The following is an 18,367-nucleotide window of genomic DNA, read 5'->3' on the forward strand; positions in this document are numbered from 1 at the left end:
TATAGGAAATGAATATTTCATTTTTTGGGTGAAATAGAAATTGATTTTTTGTTTTTTCATGTGACCTATATCACGAAATATGAGTGATGGTTTTACTCGTGTTTTTTTGTCTTTATTTTTTATGATGTTATGTTTCGTTTTTCATCCATCAAGGCGCCGGTGGTTGATAAACAGATAGCGGCATTATTGTTTGTTTTTTTGATCTCCTTCCCAAAATGAAAAATAAATTTTATTATCTGTTGATATGGAGGTTTTTTATTTCATACTAGCAAAAAAGAAATTCGTTATGTCATCCGTTGCCGTTCAGGGGGAGCGGGCGTCAGGGAAAGAGAACGTTTTCCGGTGGATTTCGCCAAAATTGCTGATGGAGATGGTGGTATGAACTCTCGTGTCATTCTGTATGAAACGTTTCAGAACGCGTTAAAAGATGTCCGATGCCGGACGGTATTCACGTTTACCGGCGGTCATACTCTGTCAAAGACACTAGCGCATATATCCCTGAGCAACGCCGTGTTGCCGGGGTAGATGTTGCGGGTCGGATAAAGGTGATGAAACGGTTTTTCTTTTATAAGAAAGATCACCTTATAGCACGCAATAATTAATACGAAGTTATTATGGTTTATCTATTTTGCCGATATGGCAGGTGCTATTTTTACCCGGACTTTGTTTTGAGGAAAAATAAAACCGCATTATAAATGGTTGATTTTTTTCCTGAAATCATCTGTTTTGCATTTATTTAGAATAATACAAGTTAATGTTTGTTTTTTTAATCAATTTCATTCAAATCCTAACATACATCGGTGATGGAATATTTTTCATAAGCCTGTATGCGGCGTACATAAGGGTACTATTATGAATAGTGGGGAAAAGAAACATAATCTTGCATATGTCCTGCTGATATGTAGCGTTGCTGCATTGGGGGGGCTGTTGCAAGGTTATGATACATCGGTTATTTCAGGCGTTATTGAACCATTAAACAAGCATTTTAGTTTAACGTCCTCTGAAACGGGATGGGCCGTTTCCAGTATTGTTATCGGTTGTGTTGTCGGCGCTTATCTGGCCGGTAAATTGGCCGATCGCTATGGCCGGAAAGCGGCGTTGATTATTACCGTTTTTTTAATGATGGTGTCGGTTTTAGGCATGGCGCTGGCGACGACATTTACTCTCTTTATTATCTTCCGGATCCTGGGAGGGTTCGGTATAGGTCTGGCGTCGGTCGTATCGCCCATTTATATGACGGAAGTCGCACCCAGGGATTATCGCGGGCGCGTCGTAACCATGAATATGATCTGTTTTGTCGGTGGTCAGGTTCTGGTTTTAATCGTCAACTACTTAATTGTCAGAAACGCTGAAGAGTCATGGATAATAGATCTCGGCTGGCGTTACATGCTGGCCATCGGCATTATTCCCTGCATTTTATTTCTGTTGTTTGTCGGTTTTATTCCCGAGTCTCCTCGTTGGAATGTCATGAAGGGACGAGACAGCGCGGCGCTTCACACGTTGACGCGAATCTCGAACCAAGAACATGCCCGTCATGTTTTGCAGGAGATTAAAGAGTCATTCATTACCAAAGCGCCATCCGCCGAAAATGCCGGTCTGTCAGGGCGTGGGATTCATCGCAAAGGCACTTCATTTATTATCATCGCTGTCATGATTGCCATGTTTAATCAACTTACCGGAATTAATGTTATTCAGTATTTTGGGCCGACGCTGTTAATGAATGTGACGGGAAATATGCAGGAAGCTATGTATATGGTGACCTGGCTGGCGGGTTTGCAATTTATTGGCGTATTAGTCGGGATGACGTTGGTTGACCGCTATGGCCGCCGAATTTTATTACTTATCGGCTCCTGCGGTACGTTTTTCTGCCTTGCTTTGACTTTCGTGACGTTCTATTTCGGCGTAAGAGGTTATGCCTCGATCATCGGTTTATTGGGATTCATGTTTATTTTCGGTATGACCTGGGCGCAAATAGCGTGGACCGTAATAGGCGAAATCCTGCCTAACCGTTTACGCGCCGTCGGGATGGGAATCGCCTATGCGGCAATGTGGGGATCAAACTTTGTCATCAGCCAGATATTCCCCGTCATTAATGATCATCCCTGGTTACGTGAGAAATTTCATGGCGGATTCCCGCTGCTGTTGTTCTCCATCTGTTGCCTGATCTCCTGGTGGTTCGTACACCGCTATGTTCCTGAAACAAAAGGTGTGGCCCTGGAGAAAATTGAGGAATTGATTTCTGTACGGCGGGAACAAAAGCCAAACGTCACTGTGACCACAGATGTAATAAATTAAGCCCTTAATTAACGATATTTTGTCAATGGAGAGATTACGATGACCATACATATTGCAAATGCGCCTTGTAGTTGGGGTGTGGACGATCCGAAGAATCCAAATTTGCCTCCATGGGAAAAAGTACTTAAGGAAGCCAGCCAGGCCGGTTATAAAAGCATTGAATTGGGGCCGTGGACGTATTTGCCGACTGATGCGGTAAAACTGACGGAAGCGTTGAATCAATATCAACTGTCTATTGTTGCCGGTACGATTTTTGATGATCTGGTCAGTGAAGCGAATTTCGATAACATGATCGAACTTACGCATAATCTCTGTCGGAATCTTGCCAAAATTCCGACGGCGCAAAAAACGCATGGTAATAACTACCCGGCGCCGTACCTGGTGATTATCGATTTCGGCGACGCCGAGCGTGCGCGTTATGCCGGACACTCCGATAAGGCGCCCAGGCTCAGCGCCCAGGACTGGCGACGAATGATGGATCATATTAAACAAATCAGCCAGATTGCCTGGAACGAGTACGGCGTTCGGCCGGTAATTCATCCCCATGCCGGCGGTTGTATTGAGTTCGCCGACGAGATTGATCGGCTGGCGAAGGATATTCCCCATGATATCGCCGGCCTCTGCCTCGACACCGGGCATCTTTATTATTCGGGAATGGATCCTGTGACCTGGTTAACGCGACATTTCGCCCGTTTAGATTACATTCACTTCAAAGATGTCAACGAGCCGGTGCATAAAGATGTGCTCCGCCGGGGACTGGATTTCTTTGCGGCCGCGGCGGAAGGGGTTATGTGTCCGATAGGGAAAGGCGCCATTGATTATCCTGCGGTAAAAGCCTTGCTGGTCGAACGAGAATACCAAGGTTGGATCACGATCGAGCAGGAACGCGATCCGCGCCAGGCTGAAGGCAGCCTGCGCGACGTGACCGAAAGCCTGCATTACCTGAAAGCCGTCGGCTTCTGAGATGAGGGGAACATTATGATTAATGGCACCAAACCGGTTGGAAGATCGTTGCGCTGGGGAATGGTCGGCGGCGGCGGGACGAGCCAGATCGGTTACATTCACCGTTCCGCGGCGCTACGCGATTCGACATTTACCCTGCTTGCCGGCGCGCTGGATATTGATGCGGAACGCGGCCGGGAGTTTGGTCGGCAACTGGGCATCGACCCTGAACGTTGTTACCCGGATTATCAGACTCTGTTCGCGGAGGAGGCTAAACGCGAGGACGGGATCGAGGCGGTCTCCATCGCGACGCCCAACAATACCCACTTTGCCATTTGCAAAGCCGCACTGGAGTCAGGTCTGCACGTCGTCTGTGAAAAACCGCTATGTTTTACCGGCGAAGAGGCCGGCATTCTGGTGAAGCTTAGCGAAGCGAAAAACAAGATCGTGGGTGTGACCTATGGCTATGCCGGCCATCAGTTGATTCTGCAAGCCAGGGATATGATAGCCCAGGGCCTGTTGGGCGAAATCCGGATTATCAATATGCAGTTTGCTCACGGTTTCCATGCCGAAGCGGTGGAATTGCAGAATCCGAGCACCCGCTGGCGAGTGGATCCGAAGTTTGTGGGGCCGAGCTACGTGCTGGGCGATTTGGCCACGCATCCGCTGTTTTTGGCCGAAACCATGGTGCCGCAGTTGCATATCAAGCGCTTGCTGTGTTCACGCCAGAGCTTTGTGAAAACCCGTGCGCCGCTGGAAGATAATGCCTACGTGCTTATGGAGTATGACAACGGCGCGGTGGGCACGATGTGGAGTTCCGCGGTGAACAGCGGTTCGATGCATGGTCAGAAAGTACGCGTTGTTGGCTCGAAGGCCAGCCTGGAATGGTGGGATGAACAGCCAAACCAGTTGCGCTACGAAATTCAGGGTGAACCGGTACGCATTCTGGAGCGCGGTATGTCGTACCTCAGCCCGGTGGCGCTGGCTGACGATCGCATCGGCGGCGGTCACCCGGAAGGGTTGTTTGAGGCATGGTCTAACCTGTATCGCCGCTTCGCCATTGCCATGGATGCGGCGAACCGCGGAGACAAGGCGTTCCTTGACGGGTTCTGGTATCCGGATGTCCGCGCCGGGCAATTGGGCGTCAACTGGGTCGAGCATTGCGTAAAATCCGCCGATGCCGGCGCTCAGTGGGTGGATTTTAATATCGAATAAGGCATTACCGACAGGCCCTGCCATCAAAGTAGGGCTTCTTTTTAACGGAGTGATTATGTCTGCAATCCCATCAGTGAACGAGATTATCGAGCAGGAACAGCGGATTCGGGTGAGCGATTTTGATTTTAACGCCGCCTGGTTTATTGGCGGCCGGATCCGCGAAAGGGCGATTAGCGAAAACCTGCCAATCGCGATTGAAGTCTATGCGTTTGGGCAAATACTTTTTCTTACCGCACTGAAAGGATCAAGCGGCGAACATCTTGAATGGATGGCGCGCAAGAGAAATACGGTGTTAAGAAATTCCCGTTCTTCATTATTGACCGGTGAGCAATACAAGGCTGAAGGTCGGTCAATGGAAGATCTGCCCTATATTGATGCCCGTCAGTATACGGACAGCGGCGGCAGTTTCCCTATTTTAATGAAAAGCGGCGCGGTGATTGGCGCCGTGACGGTAAGCGGTCTGGCTTCTCATGAGGATCATGATTTAGCCGCGTGGGGGATCGAGAAATATCTGCAATACCGGGATGAAAATAGCGATCGCCAGTGACTGATGATAAGCCGATGCAGAGTGATGTTTCTGTATGAAATTAAATGAGGTGTTTCTATGTTTAATATAGCGTTGCTGGGTGCGGGAAAGATCGGCAGTATTCATGCGAATAATATTTTTAGACATAATGAAGCCACGCTGTGGTCTGTTGTGGATCCTAATGCTGATAATGCCAAACGGTTAGCCGAGAAATATGGCGCTCAGTGGTATATCACGGCGGAAGACGCGCTGGCTGATAGCAACGTTGATGGCGTTTGGATTGCATCGGCAAGTCATACTCATGCGGATTTAATCGAACTGGCCGCCCTCCATGGAAAGGCCATATTTTGCGAGAAGCCCATCCATCTTGATTCCGCACGAGTGAGCGAATGCCTGGCAACGGTTAAAAAGCATAATGTTCCGTTGATTATAGGCTTTAATCGTCGATTTGATCCGCAATTCAGCCGTATTAAAGCGCTTGCGGATCAAGGGAAAATTGGCAAAAAAGAATCGCTGTTGATTATTTCCAGGGATCCGCTTCCGCCGCCTATCGACTATGTCAAAATTTCGGGAGGACTCTTCAAGGATATGATGATTCATGATTTTGATATGGCCCGATTTATCATGGGGGAAGATCCCGACTCAATTTTTGCCCAGGGGAGCAATTTAGTCGATCCGGAAATTGGCGCGGCCGGAGATATTGATACGGCATTCGTGACGTTAAAGTTTCCATCGGGAGCGATAGCGACGATTGTGAATAGCCGTCGCTCCGGCTATGGCTACGACCAGCGTATTGAATTGCACGGTTCTGGCGGATTGCTTAGCGCGGGGAATATCTATGAGGATCAGGTCTGCGTCTGGGATACGTCCGGCAGGAAATCGGCGCCGCCGGAACACTTTTACCTGCAACGGTACAAGGATGCTTATGCCGCGGAGTTAGATCATCTTGTCGCCGTCATGGGCGGGAAAACGTCGCCCGGATGCAGCGGCGAGGATGGCGAGAAAGCGTTGTTGCTGGCGCTAAAAGCCGCGGAGTCTTTAAAGGAAGGTAAGGAAATTCCAATCAGCTACTAGTTATCGTTGAATATCCGCCCGGCGCGTCTGGTTGTGAGGCGTGTCGGCGGCGATTGGGATTGTTGTGATCGGAAGCTTCTCGTTATATTGCAATGGTCGGCAATCGGGTTGATTTTATCTGGGGCACCGACAATGACGTTGCAACGTAAAGCTGATTTATTACTGGTTTTGACCACCCTCATCGCCGCCTGCGGCTGGATATTTTCCCGTGAAGCGATCGCCGGTATGCCGGTGTTTGCTTTTCTTTGTTTACGTTTTCTCGGCGCGGCCGCGTGCCTGTTGCCTTTCTGTCGCGGCCGGCGCATTCCTCGTCGTCAGTGGCGTCCGGCGCTGGTTAGCGGCCTGTGGATGGCGCTGAGCATGTGCTTATGGATTTATTCCGTCGCCACCTCGCTTTCCCTTGGCGAAGGGGCGTTCATTATGAGCCTCTCGATGCTGTTTGTGCCGCTGGTCTCCTGGGGATTAATGAAAGCCCGCCCGTTACGCGCTTTCTGGGAATGCCTGCCGGTGGCGATGGTGGGTCTGGGCCTGCTGAGTCTGCGCCAGCCGGTGGAATTTCATGCCAGCCAGGGCTGGTTTCTTCTGGCGGCTATCGCTCAGGCGATAGCGTTCTGCCACACCAGTCGTTGCGCCCGTGAGGTGCCGCTGATCCCCCTTACCACGATACAATTGGCGTGTACCGGTTTCAGCGGCCTGGTTCTGACTCTGATATTCGAGGAGTGGTCGCAGCCTTTCACGCTGACCACCGGGTTGTGGCTGCTGGTCAGTATTTTTATTGCCACCTGTTTACGTTTCGGTCTGCAACTTCAGGGACAAAAACACACCACGGCCGCCAATGCCGCCATTATCATGATTCTTGAACCATTGCTGACGGTGATCGCCGTTGCTCTCTGGTACGGCGAACAGTTGCCTGCTCAGCAGATTATCGGTGGGATCCTGATTCTGCTGGCGCAATTCTGGTATCGCTGCCGCACCTTCTTTCTGATGTCGGTCAACGTCAGGAAATCCCTGTGATCTCGACGATTGCCTTTGGTCTGAGTCTGCCTTGGCGATCAACGGTTTCGACAGGGAATCGCGTATTCAGTCGATGCTGAATTTAATCATTGGCGGTGCTCATAACGTAAGGGAAAAAGTAATGCTGGCGGTATATCAGTGAATAATTTTTTTCACTATCGGTAATTTTTTTTAAAAAATGCGTTTCGAATAAACAAGAAAATATCTGTTTTTTAACCTTTAACATTATTTTTTGTTACATCCGCCGAAAGAAAAATAGAAAGCTAAAAAAAGCTATAAAGAACAATGCGCTTATGATTGGTTTTATAAAAAATGCCTAAATTAATAACGTGTTATTCAACATTTTGTTGAAAGGCTAAATAACATTTTTCATCCAGTAGCCGACGCTATCCATCCAAATTTCACTGAAAAAGAAACGATATTCTTTATATTTGATCTATCTCCCAAAAATGGAATTTTCATTCCAGTTAGAATAAAAAAAGAAAAAATAATCGTTATTGTAGGTGGGGGATCTCTTCTTCCGGGATGCAAGGGCGCATCTTGATTAAATCGGCGATGAGGAATCAATTTTTTTAACTAAAAGCCAGACATGCTCAAGGGCAAGGGCGGCAAGGATGATACCGGCAAGACATTCCCTTGGTGAAAGGGAGGGTTTTTACTTAAAAATTTAATCCCTTTAGGAGAACACTTATGTCAGTTGTCAAAAACAGTGCCGAGCTGGACAAACTTGTCACCCGAGTGCTCAACGCACAGCGTGAATACGCCAGTTTCACGCAACAGCAGGTGGACAAAATTTTCCGCGCCGCTGCCCTTGCCGCGTCGGATGCCCGTATTCCGCTTGCCAAAATGGCGGTGGACGAATCCGGCATGGGGGTAGTGGAAGACAAGGTGATCAAAAATCACTTTGCATCCGAATATATCTACAACGCCTATAAAGACGAGAAAACCTGCGGCATTCTTGAAGAGGATGTCGCCTTTGGAACGATAACCATCGCCGAGCCCATTGGGATCATCTGCGGTATCGTGCCCACGACCAATCCGACTTCCACGGCGATTTTCAAGGCGTTGATCAGCCTGAAAACCCGCAACGGCATTATTTTCTCCCCCCATCCCAGAGCGAAAAACGCCACCAATAAAGCGGCGGAAATCGTTTTGCGCGCGGCGGTTGAAGCCGGCGCCCCGGAAGACATCATCGGCTGGATTGACGAGCCTTCCGTCGATCTCTCCAACCAACTGATGAACCATCCCGGCGTAAACCTGATCCTGGCGACCGGCGGCCCGGGTATGGTCAAGGCCGCCTACAGCTCCGGTAAGCCGGCTATCGGCGTCGGCGCCGGTAATACGCCGGTGGTGATTGACGAGACCGCGGACATTAAACGCGCCGTGGCGTCGATTCTGATGTCCAAAACCTTTGATAACGGCGTTATCTGCGCTTCCGAGCAGTCGGTGGTGGTGGTTGATGCGGTGTATGACCGGGTGCGGGAACGTTTTTCCTCGCACGGCGGCTATCTTTTGCAGGGGAAGGAGCTGAAAAAGGTTCAGGATATTATCCTGAAAAACGGCGGGCTGAATGCGGCGATAGTAGGTCAGTCGGCGACCAGGATTGCTGAAATGGCGGGAATCGCCGTACCGCCGGATACCAAAATCCTCATCGGCGAAGTGACGCTGGTGGAGGATAGCGAACCCTTTGCTCACGAAAAGCTCTCTCCGACGCTGGCGATGTATCGTGCGAAAGATTTTGAAGACGCCGTATACAAAGCGGAAAAACTGGTGGAAATGGGCGGCATCGGCCACACCTCCTGCCTGTATACCGACCAGGATAACCAAACGGCGCGTGTGGCCTACTTCGGCGACAAAATGAAAACCGCCCGGATCCTGATTAATACCCCGACTTCGCAGGGGGGGATCGGCGATCTGTACAACTTCAAGCTCGCCCCGTCGTTGACGCTGGGATGCGGCTCATGGGGAGGAAACTCCATCTCTGAGAACGTGGGGCCTAAGCACCTGATCAACAAAAAAACCGTTGCTAAGCGAGCTGAAAACATGCTGTGGCATAAACTCCCCAAATCCATCTATTTCCGTCGCGGTTCGCTGCCTGTCGCATTGGATGAAGTCATCGGCGACGGCTACAAACGTGCGTTTATCGTTACCGACCGTTTCCTGTTCAACAATGGCTACGCCGATCAGGTCACGTCCGTATTGAAAGCCGCCGGTATTGAAACCGAAGTCTTCTTTGACGTGGAGGCCGATCCCACCCTGGCTATCGTGCGTAAGGGCGCGGAACTGATGAACTCCTTCCTGCCGGATGTCATCATCGCGCTGGGTGGCGGTTCGCCGATGGATGCGGCGAAAATCATGTGGGTGATGTACGAGCATCCGGATACCCACTTTGCCGATTTGGCGCTGCGCTTTATGGATATTCGTAAGCGTATCTACCGGTTCCCGAAAATGGGCGTGAAGGCGAGAATGATCGCCATCCCCACGACGTCCGGCACCGGTTCTGAAGTCACGCCTTTCGCGGTCGTCACCGACGATGCCACCGGGCAGAAATATCCGCTGGCCGACTACGCTCTGACGCCGGATATGGCGATCGTCGACGCCAATCTGGTGATGAACATGCCGAAATCCCTGTGCGCCTTCGGCGGTCTGGATGCGGTTACTCATGCGCTGGAAGCCTATGTCTCCGTTCTGGCCACCGAATTCTCCGACGGTCAGGCGTTGCAGGCGCTAAAACTGCTTAAAGAAAATCTGCCGGCCTCTTACCGCGAAGGCGCTAAAAATCCGGCGGCCCGCGAGCGCGTACACAGCGGAGCCACCATAGCCGGCATCGCCTTTGCCAATGCGTTCCTCGGCGTGTGTCACTCCATGGCGCATAAACTGGGTTCGCAATTCCACATTCCGCACGGTCTGGCGAACGCATTACTGATCGCTAACGTTATTCGTTACAACGCGAATGACAATCCGACCAAACAGACCGCATTTAGCCAGTATGACCATCCGCAGGCCCGTCGCCGCTATGCGGAAATCGCTAATCACCTGGGGTTGACGACGGCGAGCGATCTGACTTCGCAGAAGATTGAGAAATTGCTGAACTGGTTGGAGGAAATCAAGGAAGAACTGGGTATTCCGAAGTCGATTCGCGAAGCCGGGGTGTCGGAAGCCGATTTTCTGGCGCATCTGGACAAACTGTCGGAAGACGCATTTGACGATCAATGCACCGGGGCAAACCCGCGCTATCCGCTGATTGCCGAACTGAAGCAGATTCTGCTGGACAGCTACTACGGGCGCGAATATGTCGAGGAGTACAACGCTGTTCCGGCAGCCGGCGAGCGTGTTGATTCCCGCGCCGCGCCACAAAAGGAAAAAGCGAAAACCGATAAGGAAATCAGCCAGTCGCTAAGTTAATCGCGGGACTGGAGGCAGGGAGGCCGATTCGGATAAATAACGCGGCGTCGTCTATTCGTGTTGGAAACGCTGGGGTCGGATTGCATGTATGCAAAACCATGCCCTGAGGATGAACAAAGATTGGACATCATACTGATTGGAGAAATCTTATGTCTAAAGTAGAAACGTTAAAATATTTTGTTAATGGCCAATGGTTGGATTCAAAAACCGATCGGTTTATGGATGTGCATAATCCCAGTACGGGCGAAGTGATAGCCAAAGCGCCTTGCTGCACGGAGCAGGAAGTGCAGGCGGCGATTACCGCCGCCAGGAACGCCTTTCCTGCCTGGTCGGATACGCCGGCTATCAAGCGTGCGCAAATTATGTTCCGTATCCGTGAGCTACTCATCAAGCACGAAGAGCGTCTGACCGCCCTGGTCGCCAGGGAAAACGGCAAAGCCTGGGGCGATGCGCTTGGCGATGTGCTGAAGGCCAAAGAGGGCACGGAGCTGGCCTGTTCCGTACCCACCTTGCTGGCAGGTGAAAATTTGCTGGATGCATCGGCAGGGATTGATACTAACCTTTACAGAGAACCCATCGGCGTCTTTGCCGGTATCGTCCCGTTCAATTTCCCCGCGATGATCCCGATGGGGTGGATGGCGCCGTTATGTATCGCTTCCGGCAATACCATGGTGATCAAAGCGGCAAGTATGACGCCGTTGACCTGCATGGAAATCGCCAAACTTTATCAGGAGGCCGGCGTGCCGGAGGGGGTTATCAATATCGTCACCTGCTCGCGTCATGAAGCGGATCTGCTCCTGACCAACCCTGATGTAAACGGCGTTTCCTTTGTCGGTTCCACCTCCGTCGGTCTGCACGTTTATTCAAAAGCCGCGGCGCATGGCAAACGCGTTCAGGCATTGTGCGAAGCGAAAAACCACGCGCTGGTCTTAGCGGATGCGCCGGTGAACCGTACCGCCGCGGGGATTATCAATGCGGCCTTTGGCTGTGCCGGCGAACGCTGTATGGCTTTGCCTGTGGTGGTGGTTCAGGAAGAGATCGCCGACCAGCTTATTGCCGCCGTGGTTGAAAAGGCGAAGGCGCTGAAAGTCGGTCCCGGCTATTTGCACGAAACCGATATGGGGCCGGTCGTCTCCGCCGAACATAAAAAATCGGTGGAAGGCTGGATAACCAAAGGCGTGGAAGAAGGGGCCAAACTGGTGCTCGACGGCCGGGGTTATAACGTTGCCGGCTATGAAGAGGGCTACTATGTCGGTCCGACGGTGTTCGACCATGTAACGGAAGAGATGAGCATCGGCACGGAAGAAATTTTTGGTCCGGTTTTGTGCTTTAAACGGGTGAAAACTTTCGACGAAGGGTTGACGCTCATGAACCAGAATCCCTTTGCCAATGGCTCGGTTATCTTTACCCAAAATGGTTACTACGCGCGGGAATTCCAGAAGCGAACCCACGGCGGTATGGTCGGCATCAACGTCGGCATTCCCGTGCCGGTAGGCGTATTCCCGTTCTCCGGGCATAAGCATTCTTTCTTTGGCGACCTGCATTGCCTGGGCAAAGATGGCGTTCGTTTCTATACCGAATCCAAATGCGTAACCAGTCGTTGGTTTGACGAGGAAGAGATCAAGCGCGAGAAAGTCGACTCCTGGGACGGCACCATCTGATCGTTTGGTACGATGCCGTCCTCTGATGAGGCCGGCCATCGGGTCAAACCCCGAACATTGGGTAACCAATCAGTAGGGGTTCGTTCGCCTCACGCCGCTATTCGAAAAACATCAATCATAATTTTCCCCGTAAAGGCCGATCAACCGGCGCACCACGCCGTTCGTCCAGCCAAAACCATCCTGAAGCGGGTATTCGCCCCCGCCGCCTTCACGCGGCGTACCGTCGGCAATGTGATATTTTTCAATCAGCTTATGGTTCTGCCGGTAAAAAAGATTCACCGTTTTTAGCCAGTTACGGGCGATTTCATCGCCAAGCGCATCATTGCCATACAGCTTAAAGCCCTGAATGGCCATCCATTGCAGCGGCGCCCAACCGTTGGGTTTATCCCATTGCTCACCGGTTTCATACTCGGTCGCCATCAGCCCCCCGGGGGTGAGCAGACGGGCGCGCACCGCTTCCGCCAGCCTGTCGGCCTGTTCGTGCGTGGCAAGCCCCACATACAGCGGTACGATACTGGCGGCGGAAAACAGCGCCATCTGCTGACGATGCCAGTCATAGTCGCGAAAATACCCGTTCACTTCATCCCACAGATAGCGGGTGATCGCCGTGCGGCGGTCTTCCGCTTTTTGACGGAATAGCGCTTCCGTCGCTTTATCCCCTTTCAAAACAGAGATATTGGCGATAGCGCTCTCCAGCTTGTAAAGAAACGCATTGAGATCCACCGGGATAAACTGTGTGGTGCGAATACTGGCGAGGCGATGCGGATCGCGCAGCCAGCGCGACGAGTAGTCCCACCCCGACGCCGCTCCCGCCCGTAGATCCCGGTAAACTTGATTCGCCGGACGGCTGGAGTGTTTCGCGGTTTCCACATCTTCCAGCCAGGATTCGTCGCGCGGGGTATCCCTGTCGTCCCAGTAGCGGTTAAGCAGCTCGCCGTCGGGCATCCGTACCACGTGGCGATAGGCTTGATTCAGCGCCAGCGATTCGGCGCCGTCCATCCAGAAAGCATACTCTTGCTGTAGATGATCCAGATAACGCCGGGCGCCGCGCACGCCGTCTTCTTCAAACAGCTCCACCATCAGGGCGAACACCGGCGGCTGCGAACGGCTGAGATAATAGGTGCGATTGCCGTTGGGAATGTGGCCGTAGTTTTCAATCATCCAGGCGAAATTATCCGCCATACAGCGCAGCAGATCGTCGCGTCCGCTTTCCGCCAGCCCCAGCATGGTGAAGTAGGAGTCCCAGTAGTAGGTTTCGCTGAAACGGCCGCCCGGCACAATATAGGCCTGCGGCAGCGCCAGCAGCGACGACCACGGAATATGATCCTGAGGCTCGCGCGTCAGCACGACCCACAGATTATCGATATGTTCCTTAAGGGAATTTTCCGGGTCGGAGACATAATCGCTGCTATGGTCTTCCTCCAGCCAGAAATGCTCGTCGACAAACTGTCTCAGGTCAAACCCCGGCTTATTTTTCACCCGCCGGTAGCGAATAAGAATCTCCAGCGGGTCGCGTTTGGGCGCGCAGTCGGGGAAAGTCTTGCTGTCATCAAAAATACGCGCGGACTGCACGTGTTCGAACAATTCCAGATAGCGATCGGCAGGGGTCAGCGCGTCGGAGGGCGGAAGCCCTTCGATCATCTCCGGCTCCGGCTCCGCTTCGGGCATGTTATCCAGTGTCAACTCGCAGGGTTCAAGTTCGTATTGGCGATTTTTGTCGATGTCGGACTCCACTGATTCAGCAACGTGTAATTTTGAATTGAACATGTGCTACAAACCTCAGCATTGCGTCGAAAAAAATACGGGATATTGCCTGAGCGTCTCTCTATTTAAGTGTAGACATTCGCTTTATCACCTCCAGTAAAAATGTGCTATTCATCACACTTATGGCTATCGCCAATGCAGGGGGTGATTATATAAGGGATTATTTATAAAGGTAAAAATAACGATCCTCCGTGAACGCGCCACGCAAAAATCCGGCGTGTTTCATTTGCAACGATTTATGAACGGCCCCGGCTGGCGGGGCAATATTGAGGAAGGGAGGGGCGCACGCCGGCATCGAAAGCCGGACGGCGTTAGGGCGTCATAATGTCGGCGCGTCGGCGACCGCGCTGTGTCCGGCGTCGCGCGGCTGGATAGCCCGCAGGTCTTTTAGATAACTTTCACGCCAGTGCGCGATATCGTTTTCACGCAACACCGCCATCATGTCGTTGTAGCGGGAGAGACGTTCGGCCAGCGGCATAGTCAGCGCTTTATCCAGCGCTGCCGCCACCTCATCCCGATCGTAAGGATTGACGATCAGCGCGGCGGTCAGTTCATTGGCCGCGCCGGCAAAGCGTGACAGCACCAAAACGCCCGGGTCGTCAGGATCCTGCGCGGCCACGTACTCTTTCGCCACCAGATTCATGCCATCGCGCAGCGGCGTGACCAGCCCGACATCCGTCAGACGAAATATTTTCATCAGCAGACGGCGGTCGAAATGCTGGTTGAGATAGTAGAGCGGGGTGCGGTTTAGCGTGCCGTATTTGCCGTTAATCCGGCCGACCTCCATCTCCAACTGGTGGCGGATATCCTGATAAGCCTGTACATCTCCGCGCGAGGTTGGGGCGATTTGCGAATAGCGAACCTTGCCGCGATGCTGCGGGTAGTGCTCCAGCAAGGCTTCATACGCCAGGAAACGTTCCGGCAGCCCTTTAGAATAATCCAGCCGCTCGCAGGAAATAATATTCTGCGCATCGCCCAACTCGCGTTTCATCGCGACCATTTTGGGCGGCAGCGGCCCTTCCGCCATCTCTTTAATGCTGTCCGGCTCTATGCCTATCGGATAAACCGCGGTCATAAACGTATTGCCGAAAGCGCTATGGGTTTTCGTCCCGATCTGCTGCAACTCGGTCAGTTGGTTGAGGTTGTCAAGAAACGCCGTCCGGTCGGCTTCCGTTTGGAATCCGAGCAAATCAAATTCGCACATCATTTCCAGCAATGTTTCATGCGTGGGCAGCGCAGTAAAGATTTCCGGCGTCGGGAACGGGATATGCAGGAAGAACCCGATACGGTTATTCACTCCTATTTTGCGCAACGCGGCGGCAAACGGCAGTAAATGATAGTCATGGATCCACAGAATATCGTCCGGCTTAATCAATGGCTGTAGCCGTTTCGCCAGCATTTCATTAACCCGGCAGTAGTTTTCCCAGGCTTCGCGCTGAAACTGCACCAGATCGATGCGGTAATGGAATGCCGGCCAGATGACGGTATTGGAAAACTGGCAGTAATAAAGATCGTAATCGTTTTGATTAAGCGGCAGCGAGGCATATGTGATGCCATCCTGCTCCACCAGACTCAAATCATCATCTTCTTCACCAGAGATTTCACATATTTCTCCATTCCAGCCAAACCACAACCCCCCGGTGGTTTTCAGTGCATCCAGAATACCTACGGCCAGTCCGCCGGCGCTGGACTTCGACCCATCAGGAATAGCGATACGGTTAGATACGACTACCAGACGACTCATAACTTTAACTCCTTAGCGACGTTATCTTGCTTTAATCGCAATAGTAGTTGTTCAAGCCAACCGTAAACATCCGCCACGTGTTTGAGGCGGTAGCGGGCATGGCCTGAACCGTCTCCGACCTTGACTGAAATGCCTTGCATGGCGTTCACTACCGCAAATCCTTTCTCATCCGTCAGGTCGTCTCCAACAAAAACCGGAATGCGCCCGGCGAAAGGGGCTTCTTGCATAAAAGCGGTAATCGCCGCGCCTTTATCCGTTCCTTGCGGCTTTATCTCCACCACGCACTTGCCCGGCTGTAGCGTAAGCTGAGGAAAGCGCGCCACGGCGGACTCCGCCAGCGCCAATACCCGCTGTTGATACGGCATCGCCTGGCGGTAGTGCAGCGCGAAAGCCATGCCTTTGGTTTCCAGCAAGGTGCCCGGCATGGCGGCCATCCCCTGTTCCAGCATGTGCCGCAGGGGAACCGCCACGTCAGCCGGCAGCATGACGCGATGCAGATTGCCCTCGCCGTCACGCCGCTCGGCGCCGTGCACGCCGGCCAGAGGCAGCCTGAGCGGCGCAGCCAGTTTATCCAGTTGTTCGATAGGACGGCCCGATACCAGCGCCAGCGCGCCGCGACACGCGGCCGACAGCGCCTGCAAATTGGCGCGGACGGCGCGAGGTATGACAACGTCGTCCGGCTGCGGTCGAATCTCCGCCAGCGTGCCGTCCACATCGAAAAAGAAAGCGTATAGCCCGCCGCCCAGCGCGGGGAAAGGGGGAGTGTCTGTGGTGTTTTCTGTTGTTATGGTGGTCAAACTGATTCTCCTGTCTGAATGAGGTTCGCACTGCACTGTGTGACGGTAAAGTGTTACGCGACTTATCGTCGCGGTGTCATTGCACGCGCCAGGTGAAGTTCCTGAATCGCAATCGCGCGAGGAGTGTCTGATGCCACGGTGAAGCAAGGAAACGCCGCAAACGAAATAACGTGAACATGCGGCGAATGGGTAGGATAAAAACAGCTTATTTCGATAACTTCGTTGATAGTACGCTCTACAATTGAATAGATATAACCCAATAACCATAACCTGACTGTGAACATCATTGTGTTCTAGTGTAGACGCGGCTGGATATTTTTCCAGGCCGCGCGGAAGCGATCCGCCGCCTCATCAGGATAAGGATACAGGGTCGGGGCTGCTGCAAGCAGCCTGAACCTCTCTACTGAAGTTGCTTATCTTCGGCGGGAAGGGCGTCATATTTATCAGCACGATGCTCGATACTCACGCGGTATTGGCGTTGCATATCCGTTCTCCCTTGGCCGATGAGTTAGCCCCTGGTTTTTCCCGCCGCCGGGGCCGCGCCCAGCGTCCCAAACTCAGCGGCGACCTTGACGTAAAAAAGGTGTATTTGCGCTGTATCCAGATGCTGTAGAAAACGTTGGGCCTCTTCTTCAGTTACCACCAGCGTTACCTGAACCGGCTGATCCGACAAATCGAAGAGATTGACCGCATGCAGTGCGCCATCATGCCCCAGCCCCTCAAGGGCGCCATTCAGCGTAGCGCCGCGCAGGCCCTGACGTTTGGCTTCCTCAATCAGCCATTGAGCAAGCGGCAGACGACCATACATGCGATCCTGCTGGGTAAAGAAAGTAATTTGATAGCCGTGCATATTTCCCCCTGAAAGAAGTAAGTTGACCCGGTAGTTTTCGTCAGCGTCCGATCTACCTTTACGTTGACGTTGAGTCGGCGCTTTTGACACGAACGGTCGGCGTGACCGACATACCCACGCGCAGCTTTTGCGCATCTTTCTGCCCGTTCTGCAATTGAATACGGACGGGAAGACGCTGAACGATTTTAGTGAAATTACCCGTGGCGTTATGAGCCGGCACCAGCGAAAAACTTGCGCCGCTGGCCGGCCCTACGCTTTCAACATGACCTTTGAGTCGTACCCCGGGCAGCGCATCCACCGTGATGTCAACCGATTGGCCGATCTGCACGCGGGCCAGTTGAGTCTCACGGAAGTTGGCCTCAATATAGACTTTGTCCAGCGGAACCAGGGTGAGCAGGGATTCGCCCGTCTGCGCATAGCCGCCGACCCGCACATGACTCTGGGCAACGATGCCGGCAACCGGCGCGGTCACGCTGGCATAGGACAGCTTCAGATCCGCATTGGCTTTTTGCGCCCGCGCCTTTTCAAGCTCGGCGCGCAGGATCGTCACTTGCTGTTCGGCCGAACGCAATCCGGCCTGATCGCGTTCATAAGCGGCGCGCTGCACGGCCCGTTCCGCTTCGGCCTGCTGCTGCGCCTGCACCGTGCCCGATCCATTACGCGCCAGGTCGGCGAAGCGCTGATGGTTTCTTTCGGCCAACTTGAGACTGGCGCTCGATGCGGCTACGACTGAACGCGCCTGTGCAATCACGCTTTGCTGGCGATCCAACTGCGCCTGGAGGCTATCGACGGCGGCTTGCGCATTGTTTACCTCGACGATCAATTCGCGATCGTCAATGTGAAACAGCGGCGCGCCTTTCTCTACGTGTTGATTGTCATCGACTAATACTGTGGTGATAACGCCCGAAACCTGGGGAGCTATCACCGTTAAATCCGCCCGCACGTAGGCATCGTCCGTAGTTTGCGAGGAGGCGCTGGCTTCCGGCCTGTTGAGTATAAAAAATGCGGCTGTCAGAACGACGGCGGCAACAAGCGCGATGATGATTTGCAGATGATTTTTTTTAGTCATTTTCACTTTTC

13 protein-coding genes are annotated in these 18,367 nt (G+C 52.6%); 8 read left to right on the top strand and 5 right to left on the bottom strand.

The genetic code is table 11. The features are described from left to right. Positions 1–852 precede the first annotated feature (852 nt). The 8 genes from HOY33_RS06050 (at position 853) to HOY33_RS06085 (ending at position 12,132) form a co-directional block, all read left to right on the top strand. A complete protein-coding gene (locus HOY33_RS06050) occupies positions 853–2,295 on the top strand; it encodes a sugar porter family MFS transporter (RefSeq protein ID WP_172289300.1) in 1,443 nt (480 codons plus the stop codon). A 39-nt stretch (positions 2,296–2,334) separates the two neighbouring features. Continuing rightward, the gene (locus HOY33_RS06055; protein WP_172289301.1) at positions 2,335–3,258 is read left to right on the top strand and encodes a TIM barrel protein; all 924 of its coding nucleotides are present in this window, start codon (positions 2,335–2,337) and stop codon (positions 3,256–3,258) included. Between the two features lie 15 nt (positions 3,259–3,273). Next, complete coding sequence (locus HOY33_RS06060) at positions 3,274–4,452, top strand: Gfo/Idh/MocA family protein (RefSeq protein WP_172289302.1); 1,179 nt, start codon at positions 3,274–3,276, stop codon at positions 4,450–4,452. Between the two features lie 55 nt (positions 4,453–4,507). Next, positions 4,508–4,999, top strand: a complete 492-nt coding sequence (locus HOY33_RS06065) for a heme-degrading domain-containing protein (protein ID WP_172289303.1) — start codon at positions 4,508–4,510, stop codon at positions 4,997–4,999. A 57-nt stretch (positions 5,000–5,056) separates the two neighbouring features. Beyond that, positions 5,057–6,052, top strand: a complete 996-nt coding sequence (iolG, locus tag HOY33_RS06070; RefSeq protein ID WP_172289304.1) for an inositol 2-dehydrogenase — start codon at positions 5,057–5,059, stop codon at positions 6,050–6,052. Positions 6,053–6,184: 132 nt separating this feature from the next. Next, complete coding sequence (locus HOY33_RS06075) at positions 6,185–7,066, top strand: DMT family transporter (protein ID WP_172289305.1); 882 nt, start codon at positions 6,185–6,187, stop codon at positions 7,064–7,066. A 690-nt stretch (positions 7,067–7,756) separates the two neighbouring features. After that, positions 7,757–10,471: a bifunctional acetaldehyde-CoA/alcohol dehydrogenase gene (adhE, locus tag HOY33_RS06080; protein WP_172289306.1), complete on the top strand. Its 2,715-nt coding sequence runs from the start codon at positions 7,757–7,759 to the stop codon at positions 10,469–10,471. A 149-nt stretch (positions 10,472–10,620) separates the two neighbouring features. Next, positions 10,621–12,132 (top strand): CoA-acylating methylmalonate-semialdehyde dehydrogenase, encoded by a 1,512-nt coding sequence (locus HOY33_RS06085; RefSeq protein WP_172289307.1) that lies wholly within the window; start codon positions 10,621–10,623, stop codon positions 12,130–12,132. Positions 12,133–12,243: 111 nt separating this feature from the next. Here the strand turns inward: HOY33_RS06085 and HOY33_RS06090 are convergent, their stop codons facing one another. From HOY33_RS06090 to HOY33_RS06110, 5 genes are all read right to left on the bottom strand, one after another. Continuing rightward, on the bottom strand, positions 12,244–13,899 hold the full coding sequence (locus HOY33_RS06090; RefSeq protein WP_172289308.1) for an alpha,alpha-trehalase: 1,656 nt from the start codon (positions 13,897–13,899) through the stop codon (positions 12,244–12,246). Between the two features lie 316 nt (positions 13,900–14,215). Beyond that, positions 14,216–15,640 carry an alpha,alpha-trehalose-phosphate synthase gene (otsA, locus tag HOY33_RS06095; protein WP_172289309.1) on the bottom strand — a complete coding sequence of 475 codons (1,425 nt, stop codon included), beginning with the start codon at positions 15,638–15,640 and terminating at the stop codon, positions 14,216–14,218. After that, the gene (otsB, locus tag HOY33_RS06100) at positions 15,637–16,437 is read right to left on the bottom strand and encodes a trehalose-phosphatase (RefSeq protein ID WP_172289310.1); all 801 of its coding nucleotides are present in this window, start codon (positions 16,435–16,437) and stop codon (positions 15,637–15,639) included. Before otsB ends, otsA begins: the two co-directional genes overlap by 4 nt. Before the next feature lie 508 nt (positions 16,438–16,945). Then, on the bottom strand, positions 16,946–17,287 hold the full coding sequence (locus HOY33_RS06105; RefSeq protein ID WP_172289311.1) for a DUF190 domain-containing protein: 342 nt from the start codon (positions 17,285–17,287) through the stop codon (positions 16,946–16,948). Between the two features lie 58 nt (positions 17,288–17,345). Further along, positions 17,346–18,356 carry an HlyD family secretion protein gene (locus HOY33_RS06110; RefSeq protein WP_172289312.1) on the bottom strand — a complete coding sequence of 337 codons (1,011 nt, stop codon included), beginning with the start codon at positions 18,354–18,356 and terminating at the stop codon, positions 17,346–17,348. Positions 18,357–18,367 lie beyond the last annotated feature (11 nt).

This window comes from Brenneria sp. hezel4-2-4, from assembly GCF_013155275.1.
Lineage (GTDB): Bacteria > Pseudomonadota > Gammaproteobacteria > Enterobacterales > Enterobacteriaceae > Brenneria.

Coding starts and splice junctions, on each gene's coding strand:
- HOY33_RS06050 (WP_172289300.1), top strand. CDS start 853: ATGAATAGTGGGGAAAAGAAACATAATCTTGCATATGTCCTGCTGATA.
- HOY33_RS06055 (WP_172289301.1), top strand. CDS start 2,335: ATGACCATACATATTGCAAATGCGCCTTGTAGTTGGGGTGTGGACGAT.
- HOY33_RS06060 (WP_172289302.1), top strand. CDS start 3,274: ATGATTAATGGCACCAAACCGGTTGGAAGATCGTTGCGCTGGGGAATG.
- HOY33_RS06065 (WP_172289303.1), top strand. CDS start 4,508: ATGTCTGCAATCCCATCAGTGAACGAGATTATCGAGCAGGAACAGCGG.
- iolG (WP_172289304.1), top strand. CDS start 5,057: ATGTTTAATATAGCGTTGCTGGGTGCGGGAAAGATCGGCAGTATTCAT.
- HOY33_RS06075 (WP_172289305.1), top strand. CDS start 6,185: ATGACGTTGCAACGTAAAGCTGATTTATTACTGGTTTTGACCACCCTC.
- adhE (WP_172289306.1), top strand. CDS start 7,757: ATGTCAGTTGTCAAAAACAGTGCCGAGCTGGACAAACTTGTCACCCGA.
- HOY33_RS06085 (WP_172289307.1), top strand. CDS start 10,621: ATGTCTAAAGTAGAAACGTTAAAATATTTTGTTAATGGCCAATGGTTG.
- HOY33_RS06090 (WP_172289308.1), bottom strand. CDS start 13,899: ATGTTCAATTCAAAATTACACGTTGCTGAATCAGTGGAGTCCGACATC.
- otsA (WP_172289309.1), bottom strand. CDS start 15,640: ATGAGTCGTCTGGTAGTCGTATCTAACCGTATCGCTATTCCTGATGGG.
- HOY33_RS06105 (WP_172289311.1), bottom strand. CDS start 17,287: ATGCACGGCTATCAAATTACTTTCTTTACCCAGCAGGATCGCATGTAT.
- HOY33_RS06110 (WP_172289312.1), bottom strand. CDS start 18,356: ATGACTAAAAAAAATCATCTGCAAATCATCATCGCGCTTGTTGCCGCC.